Source organism: Neisseria animalis (assembly GCF_900636515.1).
Lineage (GTDB): Bacteria > Pseudomonadota > Gammaproteobacteria > Burkholderiales > Neisseriaceae > Neisseria > Neisseria animalis.
Map to the genome: position 1 here is coordinate 968,875 of NZ_LR134287.1, position 20,609 is coordinate 989,483.

26 protein-coding genes and 3 tRNA genes are annotated in these 20,609 nt (G+C 47.2%); 18 read left to right on the top strand and 11 right to left on the bottom strand.

All coding sequences use genetic code 11. The annotated features are described in order from the left end of the window. Both pstA and pstC read right to left on the bottom strand, forming a co-directional pair. A complete protein-coding gene (pstA, locus tag EL111_RS04575; RefSeq protein WP_123794820.1) occupies window positions 1-837 on the bottom strand; it encodes a phosphate ABC transporter permease PstA in 837 nt (278 codons plus the stop codon). Then, entirely contained in the window at window positions 834-1,793 is a 960-nt protein-coding gene (gene pstC, locus EL111_RS04580) for a phosphate ABC transporter permease subunit PstC (protein ID WP_123794819.1), read from the bottom strand. Before pstC ends, pstA begins: the two co-directional genes overlap by 4 nt. Between pstC and EL111_RS10775 the strand changes: the two genes are divergently transcribed. Further along, complete coding sequence (locus tag EL111_RS10775; protein WP_269471082.1) at window positions 1,792-1,923, top strand: hypothetical protein; 132 nt, start codon at window positions 1,792-1,794, stop codon at window positions 1,921-1,923. The two genes, pstC and EL111_RS10775, sit on opposite strands and share 2 nt — an antisense overlap. Window positions 1,924-2,043: 120 nt before the next feature. On the opposite strand, the gene pstS is transcribed toward EL111_RS10775, so the two are convergent. Continuing rightward, window positions 2,044-3,147 (bottom strand): phosphate ABC transporter substrate-binding protein PstS, encoded by a 1,104-nt coding sequence (gene pstS / locus EL111_RS04585; protein WP_123794818.1) that lies wholly within the window; start codon window positions 3,145-3,147, stop codon window positions 2,044-2,046. 254 nt (window positions 3,148-3,401) lie between these two features. On the opposite strand from pstS, the gene rpsF reads away from it, so the two are divergent. The 4 genes from rpsF to rplI are packed head-to-tail and all read left to right on the top strand — an operon-like array spanning window position 3,402 to window position 4,777. Then, entirely contained in the window at window positions 3,402-3,773 is a 372-nt protein-coding gene (gene rpsF / locus EL111_RS04590; protein WP_123794817.1) for a 30S ribosomal protein S6, read from the top strand. A 3-nt stretch (window positions 3,774-3,776) separates the two neighbouring features. Then, entirely contained in the window at window positions 3,777-4,073 is a 297-nt protein-coding gene (priB, locus tag EL111_RS04595) for a primosomal replication protein N (RefSeq protein WP_123794816.1), read from the top strand. A gap of 6 nt (window positions 4,074-4,079) precedes the next feature. Continuing rightward, a complete protein-coding gene (rpsR, locus tag EL111_RS04600) occupies window positions 4,080-4,310 on the top strand; it encodes a 30S ribosomal protein S18 (RefSeq protein WP_054599043.1) in 231 nt (76 codons plus the stop codon). 14 nt (window positions 4,311-4,324) lie between these two features. Beyond that, the gene (gene rplI, locus EL111_RS04605; protein WP_123794815.1) at window positions 4,325-4,777 is read left to right on the top strand and encodes a 50S ribosomal protein L9; all 453 of its coding nucleotides are present in this window, start codon (window positions 4,325-4,327) and stop codon (window positions 4,775-4,777) included. Between the two features lie 326 nt (window positions 4,778-5,103). Here the strand turns inward: rplI and EL111_RS04610 are convergent, their stop codons facing one another. Continuing rightward, window positions 5,104-5,472, bottom strand: coding sequence for a helix-turn-helix domain-containing protein (locus EL111_RS04610; RefSeq protein ID WP_123794814.1), 369 nt, complete (start codon window positions 5,470-5,472; stop codon window positions 5,104-5,106). A gap of 308 nt (window positions 5,473-5,780) precedes the next feature. On the opposite strand from EL111_RS04610, the gene EL111_RS04615 reads away from it, so the two are divergent. The 5 genes from EL111_RS04615 to EL111_RS04635 all read left to right on the top strand — a co-directional run bounded on the left by EL111_RS04615 (window position 5,781) and on the right by EL111_RS04635 (window position 9,790). Further along, window positions 5,781-6,671, top strand: a complete 891-nt coding sequence (locus EL111_RS04615) for a helix-turn-helix transcriptional regulator (RefSeq protein ID WP_123794813.1) — start codon at window positions 5,781-5,783, stop codon at window positions 6,669-6,671. 2 nt (window positions 6,672-6,673) lie between these two features. Continuing rightward, the gene (locus EL111_RS04620; protein ID WP_123794812.1) at window positions 6,674-6,871 is read left to right on the top strand and encodes a hypothetical protein; all 198 of its coding nucleotides are present in this window, start codon (window positions 6,674-6,676) and stop codon (window positions 6,869-6,871) included. Between the two features lie 10 nt (window positions 6,872-6,881). After that, window positions 6,882-8,402, top strand: a complete 1,521-nt coding sequence (locus tag EL111_RS04625; RefSeq protein ID WP_123794811.1) for a hypothetical protein — start codon at window positions 6,882-6,884, stop codon at window positions 8,400-8,402. A 78-nt stretch (window positions 8,403-8,480) separates the two neighbouring features. After that, window positions 8,481-8,909, top strand: coding sequence for a hypothetical protein (locus EL111_RS04630; RefSeq protein WP_123794810.1), 429 nt, complete (start codon window positions 8,481-8,483; stop codon window positions 8,907-8,909). 32 nt (window positions 8,910-8,941) lie between these two features. Beyond that, the gene (locus tag EL111_RS04635) at window positions 8,942-9,790 is read left to right on the top strand and encodes a type II restriction endonuclease (RefSeq protein ID WP_123794809.1); all 849 of its coding nucleotides are present in this window, start codon (window positions 8,942-8,944) and stop codon (window positions 9,788-9,790) included. Window positions 9,791-9,796: 6 nt separating this feature from the next. Here EL111_RS04635 and EL111_RS04640 read toward each other — a convergent pair whose 3' ends face one another. Together EL111_RS04640 and EL111_RS04645 are read right to left on the bottom strand one after the other, a co-directional pair. Next, window positions 9,797-10,702, bottom strand: a complete 906-nt coding sequence (locus EL111_RS04640) for a DNA adenine methylase (RefSeq protein ID WP_162842954.1) — start codon at window positions 10,700-10,702, stop codon at window positions 9,797-9,799. Continuing rightward, window positions 10,692-10,934, bottom strand: coding sequence for a DUF6471 domain-containing protein (locus EL111_RS04645; RefSeq protein WP_123794808.1), 243 nt, complete (start codon window positions 10,932-10,934; stop codon window positions 10,692-10,694). Before EL111_RS04645 ends, EL111_RS04640 begins: the two co-directional genes overlap by 11 nt. Before the next feature lie 147 nt (window positions 10,935-11,081). Here EL111_RS04645 and EL111_RS04650 point away from each other — a divergent pair, with 147 nt between their 5' ends. The 5 genes from EL111_RS04650 to EL111_RS04670 all read left to right on the top strand — a co-directional run bounded on the left by EL111_RS04650 (window position 11,082) and on the right by EL111_RS04670 (window position 14,552). Beyond that, window positions 11,082-12,122 (top strand): IS1595 family transposase, encoded by a 1,041-nt coding sequence (locus EL111_RS04650; RefSeq protein WP_123794807.1) that lies wholly within the window; start codon window positions 11,082-11,084, stop codon window positions 12,120-12,122. A gap of 62 nt (window positions 12,123-12,184) precedes the next feature. Continuing rightward, a complete protein-coding gene (locus EL111_RS04655) occupies window positions 12,185-12,625 on the top strand; it encodes a hypothetical protein (protein WP_123794806.1) in 441 nt (146 codons plus the stop codon). Between the two features lie 82 nt (window positions 12,626-12,707). Beyond that, window positions 12,708-13,109 carry a hypothetical protein gene (locus tag EL111_RS04660; RefSeq protein ID WP_123794805.1) on the top strand — a complete coding sequence of 134 codons (402 nt, stop codon included), beginning with the start codon at window positions 12,708-12,710 and terminating at the stop codon, window positions 13,107-13,109. Window positions 13,110-13,120: 11 nt separating this feature from the next. Then, the gene (locus tag EL111_RS04665; protein ID WP_123794804.1) at window positions 13,121-14,134 is read left to right on the top strand and encodes a hypothetical protein; all 1,014 of its coding nucleotides are present in this window, start codon (window positions 13,121-13,123) and stop codon (window positions 14,132-14,134) included. Between the two features lie 160 nt (window positions 14,135-14,294). Beyond that, window positions 14,295-14,552, top strand: a complete 258-nt coding sequence (locus EL111_RS04670) for a YkgJ family cysteine cluster protein (RefSeq protein WP_123794803.1) — start codon at window positions 14,295-14,297, stop codon at window positions 14,550-14,552. A 360-nt stretch (window positions 14,553-14,912) separates the two neighbouring features. On the opposite strand, the gene EL111_RS04675 is transcribed toward EL111_RS04670, so the two are convergent. The 3 genes from EL111_RS04675 to EL111_RS04685 all read right to left on the bottom strand — a co-directional run bounded on the left by EL111_RS04675 (window position 14,913) and on the right by EL111_RS04685 (window position 15,315). Next, a tRNA-Ser gene (locus EL111_RS04675) sits at window positions 14,913-15,003 on the bottom strand. Between the two features lie 97 nt (window positions 15,004-15,100). Next, window positions 15,101-15,187, bottom strand: a tRNA-Leu gene (locus tag EL111_RS04680). A 41-nt stretch (window positions 15,188-15,228) separates the two neighbouring features. Then, window positions 15,229-15,315, bottom strand: a tRNA-Leu gene (locus EL111_RS04685). A gap of 89 nt (window positions 15,316-15,404) precedes the next feature. Here EL111_RS04685 and rnr point away from each other — a divergent pair. Then, the gene (rnr, locus tag EL111_RS04690) at window positions 15,405-17,939 is read left to right on the top strand and encodes a ribonuclease R (RefSeq protein WP_123794802.1); all 2,535 of its coding nucleotides are present in this window, start codon (window positions 15,405-15,407) and stop codon (window positions 17,937-17,939) included. A 144-nt stretch (window positions 17,940-18,083) separates the two neighbouring features. On the opposite strand, the gene EL111_RS04695 is transcribed toward rnr, so the two are convergent. Further along, window positions 18,084-18,278: a hypothetical protein gene (locus EL111_RS04695; RefSeq protein WP_123794801.1), complete on the bottom strand. Its 195-nt coding sequence runs from the start codon at window positions 18,276-18,278 to the stop codon at window positions 18,084-18,086. Window positions 18,279-18,310: 32 nt separating this feature from the next. Here EL111_RS04695 and trmB point away from each other — a divergent pair, with 32 nt between their 5' ends. After that, entirely contained in the window at window positions 18,311-19,027 is a 717-nt protein-coding gene (gene trmB, locus EL111_RS04700; protein WP_123794800.1) for a tRNA (guanosine(46)-N7)-methyltransferase TrmB, read from the top strand. 408 nt (window positions 19,028-19,435) lie between these two features. Here the strand turns inward: trmB and EL111_RS04705 are convergent, their stop codons facing one another. Continuing rightward, on the bottom strand, window positions 19,436-20,086 hold the full coding sequence (locus tag EL111_RS04705) for an SEN1982 family lipoprotein (protein ID WP_123794799.1): 651 nt from the start codon (window positions 20,084-20,086) through the stop codon (window positions 19,436-19,438). Between the two features lie 103 nt (window positions 20,087-20,189). On the opposite strand from EL111_RS04705, the gene EL111_RS04710 reads away from it, so the two are divergent. Further along, window positions 20,190-20,537, top strand: a complete 348-nt coding sequence (locus tag EL111_RS04710; protein WP_123794798.1) for an arsenate reductase — start codon at window positions 20,190-20,192, stop codon at window positions 20,535-20,537. Window positions 20,538-20,609 lie beyond the last annotated feature (72 nt).

Here is a 20,609-nt window from a genome sequence, read left to right on the forward strand (position 1 = left end):
TTATTTGGCCGTTTTGCCGAGATAGCGGGCTGAAATATTTGCCGCCAATACGGTTGCGGCGATAATCAGTGCGGCCGCCCATGCCAGTTTGTGCCAGTCTTCATAAGGGCTCATGGCAAATTGGTAGATAACGTTGGGCAGGTTGGCAATCGGTTGGTTCATGTCGGTACTGAAAAACTGGTTGTTCATGGCGGTAAACAAAAGCGGGGCGGTTTCGCCGGTGATGCGGGCAAACGCGAGAATGATGCCGGTAAGTACGCCTGCCTTGGCCGATTTGAGTGTTACTGCCGATACCAGCTTCCACTTGGGCGCACCCAATGCAAATGCGGCTTCGCGCAGGCTGTCGGGAACCAGTTTGAGCATGTTTTCAGTTGTCCGCACGACAACGGGAATGACCAAAAGCGACAATGCCAGCGACCCCGCCCAGCCGGAAAAATGCCCTTGTCTGATGACCACCAGCTCGTACACGAACAAACCGATTACGATGGAAGGGGCGGAAAGCAGAATATCGTTCATGAAACGCACGGCCTGTGCAAGCCTGCCGTTCCGCCCGAACTCAGCCAGATAAATGCCGCACATCAGGCCGACCGGCGTACCGATCAGCAAACCGGACAGGGTAATCAGCAGGCTGCCGAGAACGGCGTTGCGCAGACCGCCTTCGACATTCGGCGGCGGGGTGTCCAGCGTGAATATTTGTGCGGAAATGCCGCCCAAGCCATTGGCAAGCAGGGTATAGAAAATCCATGCCAGCCAAAACAGGCCGAAAGCCATCATGCAGTAAGCCAGACCGAGGTAAAAGCGGTTTTGCCGCAGACGGCGGCGGTAAATCCCGTTCATGACTTTCTCCCTTCAGACTGCTGCATTTTCAATAAAAGGATTTTCGCGCAGCATAAAACCACAAATGTGATGAAAAACAGAATCAGACCCAAATAAAGCAGCGAGGACAGGTGCAGCGGATCGACGGCTTCGGCAAATTCGTTGGCGAGTGCGGAAGTAATCGACACGCCGGAATGAAACAGACTCGGAGTGATATTGAAGGTATTGCCGATAACAAAGGTAACGGCCATGGTTTCGCCCAGCGCACGCCCCAAGCCTAAAATAATACCGCCGACAACACCGGCTTTGGTGTAAGGCAGGACAACGTTGCGGATAACTTCCCATTGCGTACAGCCCAAACCGTAAGCCGCTTCTTTTAAGGTTTGCGGAGTGATTTCAAATACATCGCGCATGACGGATGCGATAAACGGAATAACCATAATGGCGAGAATCAGCGATGCGGTAAAAATACCGATGCCCATGGGCGCACCGTCGAACAGCGTGCCGACAAGCGGTACGGCACCCAAATATTCAATCAGGTAAGGTTGGATATGCTCTGCAAAAAACGGGGCGAAAACAAACAAACCCCACATGCCGTAAATAATCGACGGAATGCCTGCCAACAGTTCCACGCAGATTCCCAGCGGTTTGCGCAGCCAGACAGGACAAAGCTCTGTGAGGAAAACAGCAATGCCGAAACTGACGGGTACGGCAATCAGCAGTGCGGCAGCAGAAGTTACCAAAGTACCGAAAATCGGAGCCAGTGCGCCGTACTCTCCGGCTACGGCATCCCATTCGGAAGAAGTGAGAAAGCTCAAGCCGAACTTTTCGATGCTGGGCAGCGCGCCGATAAACAACGACAGCAGAATGCCACCCAAACCCGCTAATACCAAAATAGCGAAAAAACGCGTCGAACCGACAAAAAGACAGTCGAGCCGCTGTTGGGTTTTGAGCCGCCGTGCAGAAAAAGAATACATGGGGAAACCTTTCGGAGGTGGTGTGGAGTGTATGGGCATAAAAGGCCGTCTGCAAAACGTAAAGCCCCGGTTTGGGGTTATGCCGTCTGAAAACCCAAACGGCCGGAGGCGGGATTTGCTGCGGGAGTAAAACGGTTAAGGAAACAGCTTGCCGCATTATGAGCGCGGCCTGCATCTGCCGTTTCGCATCAGTAACCGCCCCTCCGCATATATCCGCCCCCCGTTTTTCAGACGGCATCTGCCTTCAAGATTACAGTTCCAAAACCGGTTTGCCTTGTCCGTCCTGAATATTGGCCCATTCTTGGCGCACCAAGTCTTTTACTTCGGCAGGCAGCGGTACATAATCCAGTTTTTGTGCGGCGGTATCGCCTTCTTTATACGCCCAGTCGAAAAACTCCAGTGCGGCTTTCGCTTTGGCGGCATCGGCATTTTTCTTGTGCATTAAAATAAAGGTGGCGGAAGCCAGCGGCCACGCTTCGGCATCGGGCTGGTTGGTCAGAACAAGGCTGAAACCTTTCACGCTCTTCCAATCTACTTTAGAGGCGGCGGCAAATGTTTCTTGGGAAGGTTGGACGAAATTGCCGGCTGCATTTTGCAGCCGGATGTGCGTCATGTTGTTTTGCTTGGCATAAGCATATTCCACATAACCGATAGAATTGGCCACGCGGGAAACATAATTCGCCACGCCCTCATTGCCTTTCCCGGCCACGCCGCTGGCGGCGGTCGGCCATTTCACCGTATTGGCCGCACCGACCTGTTCTTTCCAATTTGCCGATATTTGGCTCAGATAAGTGGTAAAAATAAAGCTGGTGCCGGAACCGTCCGAACGGAATACGGTAGTGATTGCGGCATCAGGCAATTTGGTTTCAGGGTTTAAAGACTGGATTTTCGGGTCGTTCCATTTGGTAATATTGCCCAAATAAATGTCAGCCAATACTTCGCCGGTCAGTTTTAATTCTCCCGCAGCAATTCCGTCCACATTGATAACCGGTACAACACCGCCGATAACGGTCGGGAATTGCACCAAGCCTTCCGCTTCCAATCTATCTGCTGCCAAAGGAGAATCGCTTGCACCGAAATCCACCGTTTTTGCCGTAATTTGTTTCACACCGCCGGAAGAGCCGATAGACTGATAATTCACGCGGCTGCCGTTTGCCTGTTGGAAAGCCGCTGCCCACTGTACATAAACAGGTTGGGGAAATGATGCACCGGCACCGGTTACATCCAAACCGACAGGCTGCTGTTGGGCAGCGGCGGCAGAAGCATTTTGCGCTTGGGGGGCGGATTGTCCGCCGCCGCAGGCAGCCAAAGCTAAAACCGCAAGAGTTGCAACGGTCAGTACGGATTTATTCATATATTCTTCCTTCTTGAATACAGACCCTGAAAGGGCAGGTTGTTGGGATAACGCCGCCAGTTTATCCGCCGAGTGTTACAGCTTCATGACAACTGTAACGAAACCCTTTATCAATAATTACCGCATTTTGCAGACGGCCTGATGATAATCTGCTTGTAATGAAATCCGCTTAAGGTTATAATCTCGTGTTTTCCAACCTTGCCTTTTACTTTTCGCATGGTAGAAGGCTGTTTATTCATCCATAAGGAGATAACATGCGTCATTACGAGATCGTGTTTATCGTTCATCCGGATCAAAGCGAGCAAGTGCCTGCTATGGTTGAACGCTACAAAACCATGATTGCCGAAGCCAACGGTACGATCCACCGTTTGGAAGACTGGGGCCGCCGCCAACTGGCTTACCCGATCAACAAAATCCACAAAGCACACTATGTTTTGATGAATATCGAAACAACCCCCGAGGTTGTCGAAGAGCTGGAAACTGCCTTCCGCTTCAATGATGCAGTATTGCGCCACCTGACCATCAAAACCAAACATGCCGTAACCGAAGCTTCCCCGATGTTGGGCGGCGAAAAAGCAAAAAACCTGCTGAACGGTGCGGCTGAAGAAGCTGCGGCAGCCGAATAAGATTTGAACAATCTTCTACACCTTACCGCGCAGACCGCCGAAATCGGCACACTGCGTTACACGCCGGCAGGCATTCCCGTTTTGGATTTGTTGCTCAGACACGAATCCTGGCAGGAAGAAAACGGACAAAGATGTCTGGTAAAGTTTGAAATGCCCGCCCGCTTGTTGGGTAAACAGGCTGAAGAGTGGCAGTACCGGCAAAATGTCATGGTGGAAGTCGAAGGTTTCTTAGCGCAACGCAGCCAACGGTTCCCCCGTCCGGTACTGCGGATACAGAACATTAAAGAATATAAAGGTTAAACGACAATGGCTCGTCAATCATTCAAACGTAGAAAATTCTGCCGTTTTACGGCTGAAAAAATCCAAGAAGTCGATTACAAACAAGTTGATCTGTTGAAAGACTTCATTTCTGAAAACGGCAAAATCATTCCTGCCCGTATTACCGGTACTAAAGCACACTACCAACGCCAATTGGCGGTAGCTGTGAAACGTGCCCGTTTCCTGGCTCTGTTGCCTTACACCGACCAACACAAATAATTGGAGCTTGAATCATGCAAATTATTCTGTTAGAAAAAATCGGCGGTTTGGGTAACTTGGGCGACATCGTAACCGTAAAAAACGGCTACGCCCGCAACTTCCTGATTCCGACCGGTAAAGCAAAACGCGCTACCGAAGCGAACATGAAAGAATTCGAAGCACGCCGTGCCGAATTGGAAGCCAAACAAGCCGAAATCTTGGCAGATGCCAAAGCGCGCCAAGAAAAATTGGACGGTCAAACCATCACCATCGCACAAAAAGCAGGTGTTGACGGCCGTCTGTTCGGTTCCGTTACCAATGCGGACATTGCTGCTGCAGTAGTTGCTGCCGGTGTGGAAGCTGTTAAAGCAAACGTACGTCTGCCTGAAGGCCCGCTGAAAGCCGTTGGCGAATACGAAGTAGAAGTAGCCCTGCACACTGATGCAGTTGCTAAAATTACCGTTGCAGTCGTAGCAGCTACCGAATAATCCGTAGCGATTGAAAAAAGGCCGTCTGTAAATATTTGCAGACGGCCTTTTTCTTTTTTAAAGATAGTCAAACAACACAAAATGTTCCATAAAAGGGTACGGAAGTAAACTAAGTTTTCTCAGCCGTCGGAGTATGAACATTTTACATCCAACCGTTTCCGCTTTTGGGAAATAGCGTTCAAGTGGTTTGCCGGTGTTTTTAAACCTCTAACATCTTATGCTATTTCGGTATCTTAGTTTTTTGAACATTCCAAAATAAGTTTTCCAAAGCAAATGCCGAAATCAAAGACATCAAAAATTTCTACACCTTATTTCCCTTGCTTCCATTATCTATCAGAGCGTCTGATTCCCCGTTCGTACAGCTTTACCATCTGCTCCACAATATCCATCAACTCCATTCTTGCCTCTTCGTCCAGCCTGCCCAGCAATGCCGCCAGCCGCTTGGATTGATCATTTACCAGCGGGCTGCTTTCCGTCAGCAAATCCGTTACCTCGCAACCGAAAATCTCCGCCAGCTTAATCAATCTGGCCACTGTAGGCATGATTCCGCCGCGCTCCATCCGCGACACCGCATCATTACTCACGTCCAAAATTTCCGCGACCTGCGCCTGAGTCAAACCCGCCGCCATGCGGTATTTGGCAATCGTCTTGCCGATATTGCCGCCCAGTTCCCGATTACTGCTGCCAAGTGCCATATTTGTTCCTCAAAAACCAAGGAACAAATGGTTAGCCATAAACTTGCTTACTGACAGAGCATAATATTCGATACTAGACCTAAAATCTTTACAAATATTGTAAATACGTTAAAATAAGTCGAAATACATACTCAAATGCCGTCTGCAAAAAAATATCGCCAATCAACATTCAGGTGACCTAAAGATAAGAATAAAGTTTTAACAAAACAATAAATTATAAAAAAATAAAAGCAGCAGCATTTCAAATGACAATACCTGTCGCACAGCACGCATATACTGGACTTATTTGACAAACAGGGAAAGTAAACATGGCTGCCCGCAGTAAATCCCAAGAAGCACTCGGCATCCGTCTTGCCGACATGCTCAGCCGTCTGAATAACGGCGAAACCCTCGACATCACCACCTTGCCCGACGATTACGGCATTTCCCTGCGCACCGCACAGCGCGACATCAGCCGCCTGCTGCCCCTACTGTCCACCACCGGCAAACGCTACTACCGTCTCGACCAAAACAAACACGGCTATCTCAGCCAAGACGAAATCCAACGCTTCTGCCGCTTCGCCAGCATTTCCGAACTCTTTCCCGAGGCCGACCGTCGCTTTTTTCATGAAAAGCTCACCCAAAGCATTACCGTAAAAGGCTTCCAATACGAAGACATCAGCAGCAAACGCCAAGAATTCGACCTCATTACCCAAGCCATAGCCGAACGCCGTCTTATCCTGTTCGACTACACCAAAGTCAGCGGCAGCGACAGCAAAAGCTACACCATCGCCCCTTACCGCCTCGTCAACAAAAACGGCATCTGGTACCTCATCGGCTTGGATAACGGCAAACAAAAAACCTACTGCTTCACCCAAGTCCAAAACCTGCACATCCAGCCCGAAACCTTCGAGCCGGACGAAACCCTGCTGCAACAAATTACCGAAACCGACAGCATCTACCACGGCAATCACATCAGCGAAATTATCGTCAAAGTCAGCCCTGCCGCTGCCGGCTACTTCACCCGCCGCGCCCTGCTGCCCAACCAAGAAACCGTCCGCCGTCTCGAAGACGGCACCCTGCTTCTGGCCAGCAAAAACATCAACCCGCAGGAAATCCTGCCCATCGTGCAATACTGGATTCCCCACCTGAGCATCGTCAGCCCCGCAGAATTGCAGGAAAAACTCAAGCAGCAACTGGCCGGCTATCTGGAGGAATAAACATGGAACAACTCATCGGACTGGCTCTTCTCTTGTGCGTTACAGCAGGCGTATGCAGCAAACTGATTCAAAACAGGCCGTCTGCAAAAACCGCTTCCCTGCCCGAAGATTGGCAGCAGCAACTGCAAGCAGCATACCGGCAGGGATTTGCAGACGGCATAAAGCACGCAAAAACCATACCGCACGGCAAAATCAGCTGAGGAAAACAAAATGAGTAATCGGAAAAGCAATATTCAAAACTACGCCATCGGAGCGGGGCTTTATGAAACCACGAGCCGTTACGGCTCGGCAGGGGCAGAGTTTTTAAAAGGTTTGCGCGGTGTGGATAACGAGACCGGAAAAGTGTTCAACCGCAGCTTGTTGAAGATTTCCGAAGGAAAAATCAATCCTGATTATGCAGAACAGAATATCAAACAGCAGGCAGGTTTTTCGGCAGAAGTAGCCGGTGTTTCCAAACGCAATGCTGAGGCGATTATCGATGGCAGGAAAAACCGTTTTTCCCGAAGTGAAGATTTGAGCGGTTACGGCAGTGACAACACAACGGTTGACATCATCGAGTTGCTGGACGGTAAGGAAATCTCCAATTCGCAGATGAAATTTGTCAGTAATCCTGATGGATTGCTAAAGAAAATTGCGCGCGGAGAAGGTGGCGGAAAAAACGATTTGTCTCGTTATATGAAAGTGGACAAATTGGAAGTGCCGACCGAGCAGGTTGAGCAAATGAAAGCAACCTGCCGTACGCAGGCTGAAAAATTGCAACAGCAGGCGGAGAAAGCACGCGAGCGCGGCGATACGGCTCTTGCTGAAAAACTGCAAAAGCAGTCGGATAACTATAAAAAATTAGAAACCAAAATTGCTGATTCCGGCATGACTACGGAAGAGGCCATCCGTTACCGCAACAACCCGCGTTGGGAAACCGCCAAAGACATTGCCGGCGTCAGCCATCGGGCAGGCATAGAAGGAGCGAAATTCGGCGCAGCCATCGGTGGGGGAATTTCTGCTTTAAGCAATATTGTTGCGGTTTGGTCGGGAGATAAAGAATTTGGCGAGGCTGTAGCCGATACTGCCGCAGATACCTTGGTTTCTGCCGGAGTCGGTTACGGTACGGCTTTCGCAGGTTCGGCAATAAAAGGTTATATGCAGCAATCTGCCAATGTAACGGCAAGGGCTTTATCCAAAACCGGGTTGCCCGCCATGATTGTTTCTTCCTGTTTGGCGGCAACCAAGAGCATTACCCGCTATGCAAAAGGAGAAATTGATGAATTGGGCTTGACCGAGGAGATGAGCATGGTGGCTGCCGCGGCATTATCCGGATCGGCTTTTACCGTTCTCGGACAAATAGCGATACCGATTCCCGTATTGGGCGGTTTGATTGGCGGCATGATCGGTTATGCCGTCACCAATGCGTTTCATCAGGGCTTTTTTGCCGCATTGCGGGATGCGAAATTATCGGCGGAAAGGCGGCAGATGGTTGAAATGAAATGTGCGGCAGCGCGCGAATTGGCGCAACGCTACGAGCAAGCCATCAATGAAACGTTCGAGCGTAAGCTGACCCGGCTCGGTATGGAAAGCCGGGCGATGTTTGCTTTATTGGATAACCCGGATATTTCCGCTGATGATTTTTGTGCGGGAATGAACCGTTTTGCCGAAATGCTGGGCAGAAAAATCAGCATTAACAATATGGCCGAATTGGATGCGGCCATGCTTACAGACGACCCGTTGGTCATTTAACAGGAGATAAACTATGTTTTGAATCAAATAACAAAACCTCTGCACAAAGCCTTATTTTTGGAATTGGCGGCATTGATTATGATGGCGCACCATAGCAGTGAAATAAGTATTCCTGCGAAGGAAGATATTGAAAAAGAAGAGTCGACGGCTTTGTTATCTTTTTTGAGGAAAATTGATGTTAATGAAGCAAATATGTTAGAAGAATATGCAAAAGAGAGTGGAGCTGTAAAATTTTTCAACAAAATGTTGTTTAATTCTGCTGATTTTCATTATTCTATCAGTAAGGGAAAAGCAAAAAAAGTATCTTTGGCACAATCTATGTGGATTAATGGCGATGGTAGCATACTTTATAGTGGAGATGGTTTTGAGCGTTATGATGCTAAGCTTGAGGGAAATAATGATAAGAAAAAAGGTTTTCTTACCTTATTAACTTTAATGAAAGCAAACATTAGGAGGGTTTTGGCGCCATTATGTAGCACTTGCACAAATCGAAATAACTTGCTATAAATATACTGAATTGGAAACCAAAGGGGTATATTATGCAACAAAACACCGATTTAATCATTGATACAATTACCAAATACATACCCAAAGAGCTATCAAGATGGGAATTGGTCGGTTTTTTAAATAAACGGAAAGAGATATTTGCCTTTGGTAGCGATTCCAAAATTATAGGAAGATTGTTTGAGGTTCTTGCGTTTGACATTCTTTATCAAACGGCAGAAGAATTGGGGTATATATTATGTGAATCCGAAAAACAAACTGTATACCCCGATTATTTTTTTATAAAACCAGATGGTAGAAAGATAGCAATCGATATTAAAACAACATATCGCGATGACAAGAAAGGCCGGATTAAATTTACGGCGGGAAGTTTTACTAGCTACCTAAGAAATGGTACAAAAAATATCACGGGGAGTTATGATGAATACGACGCTCACTATATTCTGGGTGTTGTATATACTCGAGAAAGCAAAGCCACCAAAGGAATGACTCCACTAGACGGATTGAGCGACATAACAGCTGCTTATAAAGATGTGGAGGTTTTTATACAGGAGAAATTTAGAATTTGTGGTGACAAAAAAGGCAGTGGAAATACGGATAATATAGGAACAATAGCTGCCACGAACATTAAACCATTTATTTTTGGTGCTGGCCCATTTGCATTTCTTGGCAAGGAAATTTTCCATGATTATTGGTCAAACCATCCTAGATACACGGACAGCAAGGAAATCAAAGCTTCTTTATATAATGATTTGCTGGGATATATCAATTGGATTGGCCAAAAAGATGATGTTAAAGCGCAAGAATTAATAGAGCTCTATAATAAATACTTGGATGAATACAAAAAAGAATTTCTAACTACGCCTTACACTACAGAGAAATGAAAGCGGTTATCCGCTTTCATTTCTTAAATTAAAATTCGCCTCACTAACCACCAGAGCTTCTGTCATTTTGCTCCTATTAGCCTCTTTTGCACCAACATGGTAAAAATGCTCGGTCGTTACAAGAACGCCGTTCGTCCACTCCTGCATATGAGTATTTTTTCGGTACTGGTTCTCATACCACATGCTAAATGCATAGCCAGCCGGTCCGTTTTGGGCAAGTTTAGCCAAAAGACTTGCAGAAGATTCACACCATGCATCGTAATAACCATCATAACGACCGATATACGGCGGGTCTAAGTAGACAAAGTCACCTTTTTTCATCATAGCAAAAGCATCTGTGAAAGGTGCATGAACAAACAGCCATTCTTTACCCTTTAAAATACTCTCAACCCACGCTACTTGATTAACGATTTTTGTAATAAGTGCTTTTTGAAATCTTTCAGGCTTTCTACCAAAAGGCACGTTGTACATCCCTTTGTTGTTAAATCTCATCATGCCATTAAAATTAGACCTTTGCAAAAACAAAAAATCCAATGAATTTGGGCTCTCATTGAATCTATCCCTAACCTCATAATAATAAGAGTTTTTATCCGCTGGGGTGCGCGCTAATTTACGAGATTCAGCCTCTAAGAAGCGTCGAACATCTTCAGATGTTATGTTTTGAGTTTGAATATCCTGATAAAATTTGATGATATGTGGGTTAGTATCGCTAAAAACAGCTTTTTGTGGCTCCAGATTAAAACCGACGACACCAGAACCCATAAAAGGTTCGAAGTAGGTCCCCGCACCATCCCATTTAACTGATTCTGCAATAAAAGGAACTAATTTTGTTTTAATCCCCTGTATTTTAAGTGGGGGAACTTTTGCTGTGGTAATTTTCTTTGGCAACACTAGGTTTTCTCTATTTAACATTTAATTCTTCACACCCAATCACTCTAAGCACCTGCACCATAAAAATCGCCCCAAAAGTACCTCTGGCGATTTTATTGCTGATGTTTTGTGGGCTTTCATGGATGCCTTGTGCTGCTAGTCTTTCTGAAATTTCGACATAGCTGATGTTACGTCGGGCGATTTCTGCTTTTAAAAGACCGCGTACATAACCTTTCCAATAAGCGTCATCTAAAACTGTTGTTTGCTCAGTCATAATTATTTCTCTGAATAACACTAAATATATGTTTTCATTATACATGATGAAAAAAGTATTTGCAAATATATATTATTGTGATATAATCATCGTATATGATGATATAAACACATATTGGTTGCTAATTAATTATTATTGGAGAAACCCATGCCACAACACTTCCTCCTCTCTGCTGAAGCACGCAATCTATCACCGATTGCTATTGCTCGCATGAGTGAATATGAGGCGGTGATGACAATGAAGAAATTGCGTTGGGGTGAGGGTAAGGATGTAATATGCCCTCGTTGTGGCAAAAAGCATGAGGCTTATTACATTAAATCTCGTAAACAGTGGCAATGCAAGGAATGCAATTACCGCTTTTCAGTGACAGCGGGTACGTTATTTGCCCATCACAAATTGCCACTTCGTGATATTTTATTTGCCTGTAGCTTGTATGTGAATGCAGCCAAGGGTATTTCTGCCTTACAGATTGCTCGTGATTTAAATGTACAATACAAAACCGCTTTTGTATTACTGCATAAAATCAAAGAAGCATTAAAGGTACATAAACAGCGAGAAACGATGCAGCTGAGTGGCGTGGTACACATGGACGCTACTTATGTCCATTCCAGCCAAAAACCCAAGAACAAAAAGAGTGAGCGTGTTGATAGACGTTTAAAACAACACGAAAACCCGCTAAAACGTGCGATTTTGGTTATACGGGATAGTTTTGCCAAGCAAGATGATGAACAAAACACCAAACAAATTGGCGCAAGAAACACCATTGCCTTTATCGCCAAATCTGAAAACAGCAAGGTTGTTAATCAGCTTGCCAACAAGCATATCACCAAAGGCAGTACCATCCATACCGATGAAAGCCCAGCTTATGACAACCTGATTTATTTTCACGACCTAAAGCGCGTCAACCATCAAAAGGAATATCGCTCTGATGCTGGTGTGACCAATAACTTAGCAGAAAGTTATTTTAGTCGCTTTAAGCGTATGTACTACGGGCAAGTTCATAAAATGAACAACACCTACCTATACGAATACGCCAATGAAATTGCTTATCGTGAAGATACTCGCCGTCTTAGTAATGGTGTCATTTTTAATGATGTGGTATCCAAATGCCTAACCAGTTTACCTTCTGATGATTGGCGTGGCTACTGGCAAGGCAATAAAAAGCGCGTGGAAACTTTAGCGGCGTAGTTTTATGATTTCGATAGATTGCAATAACTTACGATAAATAACAATTCATTATTGGAGTATATATGGCTCAATCTCATGTTACAAGCGGTATCGCCAACAAAATCAATCTCCTAAATAAACACAAGCAAGCTTTACTTAAGCAAATCCAAGATATCGATCAACAAATCAGCATTCTCACCCAAGCAGCTTACATCATGGGTGAGGCCGAACAACTACCAAGGCTACGCAGCTCAGTGTTTAATCAAAGCATCAAGACACTTGTTGTACAGGTGCTTAAGCAAGCAACACAGCCCTTATCCGCCAATGAGATTACAGAACAGGCGGTGTCACTTGACAACCAACCACAATCAAACCAAGAGCCCATAGAAATCACTGCCAAACCCCTAAAAGCTACTCGCAACGCACTGAATTTTTTAATCAGCGACGGTGTTGTTAGTAAAATTGGCTTAAAGCGGGGTGAAGTAAAGTATCTATGGGCATCAAATCAACAAAACCTTGAATAATCAGCTACATTCACAAATAAAAGCAGCCGTTTGGCTGCTTTTTAGTGGTAGTTCTTGTGCAGGTGCTACATAATGGCGGGTTTTGGCGTCGCATACGGAAGATGAAGCCATCCGTAAAGAAGTAATGATGAAATTGGTTGGGGAAGGGTTTGATATTCTTAAAATTACGCCCGATGTTATCCGCTACATGATGGTTTCCTTGCCGACAATCAGTGAAGGGATTTTGCTGAAAACTGCTGAGGACGTTATTTCATATAAGGGAAAAGAAGCAGATGACTTGACCGAACGTGATAAAAAAATCATCGTCTTTGAATTAATCGGGGCTGGCTTCAGCAGCGGTGCATTTGAAGACAGCGAACGCAAACTGCTCGAACATATCTGCCAATTATTGAAAGTGGATAGTGAGTATATCGAAGAGTTTACCGAAGTGATGGGTAGATTGGCTGCAGTCAACAAAGAAGTAGCGGATTTGATTAACGAATAAGGAGCGGAATCATGGCAATTCCATTAGTAGTGGGTATCGGTTTGGCGGCGCTTGGCGCGTATAAAGGCGGTAAAGCGGTGATAGACAATAAAGAAGCCAACCGCATCAACGACAGCGCTAACGACATTATCGAAACTGCCAAAGAGCAGGTGGAAAACTCGCGTAAGCAGTGCCAGGCGGCTTTGGAAAATCTGGGGCGCAAGAAAGCAGAGACCATAGAGAGCAGCGTACAGAAAACTCTGAAAGTATTCGGTTTGATTAAAAATATCGATTTCAGGCATGACGGAGATTTAGGTAATCTGCAACTGCAGGAAAACAGTTTTGAAGTTTTAACGGAGATGAAGGAACACGTTTCTTTTGTTCTTTCCTCAGGGCTGGGCGCAAGCGGCGGAGCAGTAGGCGGTGCATTAACCGCTTATGGCGCATACAGCGGTGTGATGGCTCTGGGTACGGCAAGTACGGGTACTGCTATCGGCTCGTTAAGCGGCGCGGCGGCAACCAATGCGACATTGGCATGGCTGGGCGGCGGTACAATTGCAACGGGAGGTGGGGGTATTGCAGCGGGTACAATGGCATTGGGCGCATTGGCTGCAGGCCCTGCTTTGCTGGTTGCAGGCTGGTATATGGGCTCGAAAGCTTCGGCAAAATTGGATGATGCATACAGCAATCAGGCAGAGGCCAAAAAATTTGCCGATGATATGAAGGCAGCTTCCGCATTAACCAACGGCATACGCAAAGTAGCGGTTATGGCGACCGATATTTTATCCGGCTTGCGGAAACATGCCCGTCGAAGTCTGAAAGCATTGGAAGAAGTCATCGCGGAGCAGGGTACGGATTATGCAGCTTATAATCAGGAAGCCAAACTGATTGTGATGAAAAATTTGAAAATCCTGCAAGTTATCAAAGTAGTGGTCGATACGCCGATTCTGGATAAAGAAGGTAATCTGTTGGGCGATGCCTCAGAGAATCTGTCTAAGATTCGGGGTGTAATAGTGCATGATTTTCAGGGTGCTTTGGAAGGCTGATACTTACCCGGTACGGTTCGCTGCCGTACCGGATTTTTAAAAGGTATAGTCGAATAAAATAAGAATGAGACAAGGCAGCGAAGCCGCAGACAGTACACATAGTACGGCAAGGCAAAGCAACGCTGTATCATTCTTATTTTAAATGACTATAGTAAAGCAGATGGTTTTTACGCCCTTTCCTTGTACGGCTTGCGGTAAATGCTGCCGTTTGGTCGGCAATAATGAGCAGACGGCATTTCTCGACCGCGGCGACGGAGTTTGCCGACATTTTGACGAGGCAACGAATCTGTGCGGCATTTATGCCGATCGTCCGTTGGTTTGCCGGGTAGAGGATTATTATCGTACTTATTTTTCCGAACAAACCACTTGGGAGGATTTTGTGCGGATAAATGTGGAGATTTGCCGGAAGTTGCCATGAATTGTTGTTTAAAAGCCGTCTGTATATTTTGCAGACGGCTTGCGTTTTGGCTTGAAGAGAAGAAAGGGGGCTTGATAAGACTGGCTATGATTTTTGATGGTAAATTGTATTGGATAAATAATTTACCATTTATAGTCATTTAAAATAAGAATGATACAGCGTTGCTTTGCCTTGCCGTACTATGTGTACTGTCTGCGGCTTCGCTGCCTTGTCTCATTCTTATTTTATTCGACTATACTTTGCCACTAAAACAATGTTACGGAAAGTAATTAAAAGTAACGGGGTTACATGCTAAAATATTGATTTTTCGGGAATTGGATAATAAAAAATCCCAAGCTTTAATAGCTTGGGATTGGCATTTGGCAGAGAGGAAGGGATTCGAACCCTCGATACGCTATTCACGTATACACGCTTTCCAGGCGTGCGACTTAAACCACTCATCCACCTCTCTGTGGAAAATATGAATTGTAGCCGGAATGTCATCATCCTGCAATATTGGCAGAATATTATCGGCTAACAAAAAATCCGGCTCGCTAACCGGATATGTTTGGTGCCCAGGAGAAGACTCGAACTTCCACACCCGTGAGGATACTAGCACCTGAAGCTAGCGCGTCTACCAATTCCGCCACCTGGGCAATTCCAAATTTTAAGCAAAGCAACCCAATCAAAACTGATTTGGTGCCCAGGAGAAGACTCGAACTTCCACACCCGTGAGGATACTAGCACCTGAAGCTAGCGCGTCTACCAATTCCGCCACCTGGGCTTTGCTTTGTTTGCTTTTTTGAGTTACAGTATTGCTTCTCAAAAGAAGACGCTATTATATATTTCCAAGAAAGATTGTCAAGACTAAAAATGAAGAAAAATACTAAATCATTAAATTTGCGGGAAAAAGATCCATATTTAAGCAGGGAGCGGCAGCGGTACGAATATCCTTTACCCAGCAGGGAATGGATTATCGAGCTGCTGGAAGAGCGGGGTGTGCCGCAGAAAATGGAGAATTTGGCGCGCGAGCTGTCGATTAACGAGGAGGAGTATGAGTTTTTCGAGCGCCGTTTGAAAGCCATGGCGCGTGACGGTCAGGTTTTAATCAACCGTCGTGGTGCGGTGTGTGCGGCTGATAAATTGGCGTTGGTAAAATGCCGTGTGGAAGCGCATAAAGACGGTTTTGGCTTTGCTGTACCGCTTGAGCCGACGGGCGACGGTGATTTTGTGCTGTACGAGCGGCAGATGCGCGGCGTGATGCATGGAGATATTGTTACGGTCCGTCCTGCGGGTATGGACCGCCGCGGCCGCCGTGAGGGGGTTGTGCTGGATATTGTCGAACGTGCCCAAAAGCAGGTGGTCGGACGTTTTTATGCTGAACGCGGTGTGGCGATTTTGGAAGCGGAAGATAAGCGGCTGACGCAAAGTATCGCTTTGGAGCCGGAAAGTGTAGCGGCGTTTAATCCCAAGCCGGGTCAGGTAGTGGTGGCAGAGATTGAAAGCTATCCCGAACATCACCGTCCTGCTGTGGCAAAAGTCATCGAAGTGTTGGGCGATTATGCAGACAGCGGTATGGAAATTGAAATTGCGGTACGCAAACATCATCTGCCGCACCAATTTAGCGATGCCTGCCTGCAGACGGCTCGGAACATTCCCGACCATGTCCGTAAGGGCGACTGGAAGGGGCGTGTGGATTTGCGTGATTTGCCGCTGCTGACGATAGACGGTGAAACGGCGCGGGATTTTGATGATGCGGTGTATGCGGAAAAAATCGGCAGAAATTACCGTTTGGTGGTAGCGATTGCCGATGTCAGCCATTATGTGCGCCCGGGTGACGGAATTGATGCCGATGCGGTTGAGCGCAGTACGAGCGTGTATTTTCCGCGCCGCGTGATTCCGATGCTGCCGGAAAATCTGTCGAACGGTATTTGTTCGCTCAACCCTGATGTCGAACGGCTCTGCATGGTATGCGATATGGTGGTAACTTATGCAGGCAACATTAAAGAATATAAGTTTTATCCGGCTGTGATGCGTTCTCATGCGCGGCTGACCTATACGCAGGTTTGGAACTGGATTGCAGACGGCATTGACCATCCGCATAAAAAAGAAATCGATACGCTGTATAAATTATTTAAAATTTTGCAGAAAAAACGCTTTCAGCGCGGCGCGGTCGAGTTTGAAAGTGTCGAAACGCAGATGATTTTCGACGATAACGGCAAAATTGAAAAAATCGTACCTGTTGTCCGAAACGACGCGCATAAGCTGATTGAAGAATGTATGTTGGCGGCAAATGTTTGCGCGGCAGAATTTTTGCTGAAAAACAAGCATGCGGTATTGTTCCGCAACCATTTGGGGCCGACGCAAGAGAAGCTGACGGCTTTGCGCGAGCAGTTGGGCTTGTTGGGACTGCACTTGGGAGGCGGAGACAGCCCTACGCCGAAAGATTATGCAAAACTGGCCGAGCAATTTAAAGACCGCCCCGATGCGGAGCTGCTACAGGTAATGCTGCTGCGCTCCATGCAGCAGGCGGTGTACGAGCCGGACAACGACGGGCATTTCGGCTTGGCCTATGAATCTTATGCTCATTTTACTTCACCCATCCGCCGTTATCCCGATTTGCTGGTGCATCGTGCGATTAAAGCCGTTTTGCAAGGCGAAACTTACCGGCCGGGTAAAACTTGGCAGGCTTTGGGCGTGCATACTTCGTTTTGCGAACGCCGTGCCGACGATGCCAGCCGCGATGTGGAGAGTTGGCTGAAAACTTATTATATGCGCGACAAAGTAGGCGAAGTGTTCAGCGGTAAGATTTCCGGCATGACCGGCTTCGGCATATTTGTTACCCTTGACGATATCCATATCGACGGCTTGGTGCACATTAGCGATTTGGGCGAAGATTACTTCAACTTCCGCCCTGAAATCATGGCAATCGAAGGCGAACGCAGCGGTATCCGCTTCAATATGGGCGACCGCGTAGTGGTGAAAGTAGCGCGTGCCGACTTGGATACCAGCAAGATTGATTTGACCCTGATCAGCGGGGGAGAAGCAGGCAAAAAACGCCGCAAAGCCAAAGAGAAAGCGGCGGGAAAACAGCCGAAAGCTGTCCAAAATCCGCAGGAAAAAGGTGTTAAAACTAAAAAGCGCAGCAAGAAATTGTCGGCAAAAGAGGTTGAGCATTATCTGAATACCGCTGCCAAGCCGTCTGCTTCCCGTAAGAAAACGGTTGAAACAGCGGTTCGGAAAAAGTCTGCCGAGCCTGAAAAGTCAGCCTTGGAGGCAGACAAGCCCAAGCCTATCAGCCAATTATTGAAAAAGCAGACGGCCAAGGGCAACAGCGTGAAAATTAAGATAAAACAAAAAGCGGAAACGCCGGCCAAACGCAAGGGCAGGAGCAAGGCAAAGTCCTGATTTCGGGTGCAGATGCCGTCTGCAAAATGGTGCAATCGGGTATATAGTCGAATAAAATAAGAATGAGACAAGGCAGCGAAGCCGCAGACAGTACACATAGTACGGCAAGGCAAAGCAACGCTGTATCATTCTTATTTTAAATGACTATAATGCCGCCACCGCGTGCCATTGCGCGCCCTGTTGGCTGTGTTGGTTTTGCCGTTGTGGTAAAATCCGACCGCCGGAGAGGGATAAGATAACCACCGGCAGATTCGGATGGTGCGTCGGCATCTGCACCTTATCGCTTGTGCGCCGCAACAGGCCGTCTGAAAATAAACCTGTTTGGTTTTCAGACGGCATTTCCTATTTTACTGAAAGATTGATGGTTGAATATGACAGATTCTATCCAAACCCCCGAAACAGCCGATGTTCCGCAGGAGCATTTGCGTTCTATCCGCAGCTTCGTATTGCGTCAAGGCCATATGACGGCGGCACAGCAGCGGGCGATTGATACCTTGTGGCCGCAGTTCGGCGTGGATTATCAGGCGCAGGTTGTGGATTTGAACGAGTGTTTCGGCCGAAGCAACCCTAAGGTTTTGGAAATCGGTTTCGGCATGGGAACGGCTACGGTAGAGATTGCCAAACGTCTGCCGGACAGCGATTTTTTAGCAATTGATGTTCACGGGCCGGGCGTGGGCAATATCCTCAAGCTCATCGGCGAAGAGCAGGTCGGCAATATCCGCGTGATGCGGCATGACGCGGTGGAAGTGGTGGAAAATATGCTGGCAGACGGCGCATTGTCGGGCATTCACATTTTTTTCCCCGATCCGTGGCATAAAAAACGCCATAACAAACGCCGTCTGGTGCAAACGCCGTTTGTGGCAAAACTGCTACCAAAGTTGAAAACAGGCGGTTATATCCATTTGGCAACCGATTGGGAAGAATATGCGGTGCAGATGCTGGAAGTATTGAGCGGTTTTGAAAATTTGCAAAATACGGCAGCAGACTACGCGCCCACTCCGTCTTACCGGCCTGAAACCAAATTTGAAGCACGCGGCAAACGCTTGGGTCATGGCGTGTGGGATTTGGTGTTTGAAAAAATCGGTTGAATGGGCGGATATTGCCTCTGAATATAGGCTAAAGGCCGTCTGCAAAACGGTTTAATCATCGAACAAACGGCAGGTATCAAAGCGGTTGGCGCAAACCTTGGGTAAGGTTTCGATATGCTAATCCTTCGATGTCTGCCGTTTGTTTTGGCGGTCTGATACTTTGGTGTGATTTGCAGACGGCCTGACTGCGTATCAATCATCACATGATTATAAGCCTGCCGTGCTGCTCAAAAGAAACAGCCTTCTTGAGCAGCCCGGTCGACCGCTCCGCGCACCGCGCAGGGTTTGCGCCTTGCAGTGTTGACAAGCCGTTTATGACTGCACAAGGCAAAATCGCACAATGAAGCAGGGCGGCAAAAGCAACATATTATGGCGGTACGGTAAAGCGGCCGGTTGTTCAGGCTGTGGTCAGCGTACTTCGCGGCTGTCTTTCCAGCCGTCGTCCGTTTCCACCAAAACAGCGGTTTGTGTTCCCGGCAGGTTGATCGGCAGGGTTTTTAAACCGCCGATTTCCAACAGCTCGGGCAGCCACTCTTCACCGACAAACCGGCTGTCGTAATCAACGCGGGCGGTCAGCGGGCCGCCGGTTTGTTGGGAGAGGGCGGCGGAGTGGATATGGGTAACTTCCATGCGTCCTACGCAAAACAGCGGCGGTTCGTCTTTTTGCAGACGGCTTCGCTGCTTACCTTCTTCTGTGAGCGTATAGATAACGATGGGTATGCTCTCGTCGCTGTCTTTGGCAACGGGCTTGTCTTCTTTGCTTCTTTTATAAAAGCCCTCGTCAGCAAGAATGTCCAACTGCTTCAGCGCGGTTTTGTTGATGTCTTCACCCCGGCGGCTTTGCGAAGCGATTTTGATTTCGCTGCTGCCCAAAGCCAAAGGGACGAGTACGTTTCGGTCGGAAGAGTGCCGGATATTCAACACCAAAGGCAGGCAGACGGCTTGTTTTTCGGCAAAGCGGTTGATGGCTTGCGTATAGTGTTCGTTGCTTGGCATGCCGTCAGAACAGGCAGCAAGCATGGCAGAGTATGCGAGTGCGGCGGATAATTTTTTATTCATTGATGGATGTGTTTTTTAATCATGACGTTATTTTACCGTATTTTGTAGCAGTTCGGCGTACTTGTGGTTAAAATGGATATTTTGCGGACAATAAAGGACAAAAATGATTAAGCTCTACGGCATTCCGAATTGTGATACGGTAAAGAAAGCGCGTACTTGGTTGGTCGACAACGGCATCGACTATGAATTTGTCGATTTTAAAAAACACGCGCCCGATGAGGCATTATTAACGGCATGGTTGCAGCAGGTTTCGTTGGAAATCCTGCTCAACAAACGCGGTACGACTTGGCGGAAATTGAGCGAGGCAGAGCAGCAGGAGGCGCAGACACAGCAAGGGGCAATCCGTTTGCTGGCGGCCAATCCGAGTATGATCAAGCGGCCGGTTTTGGAGAAAGACGGCAGCGTACGAGTAGGATTTTCTGCCGAAAATTATCAAAATGTCTTCAAATAAGTATTTTGCAGACGGCATTGCCGTCTGCAAAAAGTGCCTGAAAGGTGCATAAGGCGGGAAAACACGTTACAA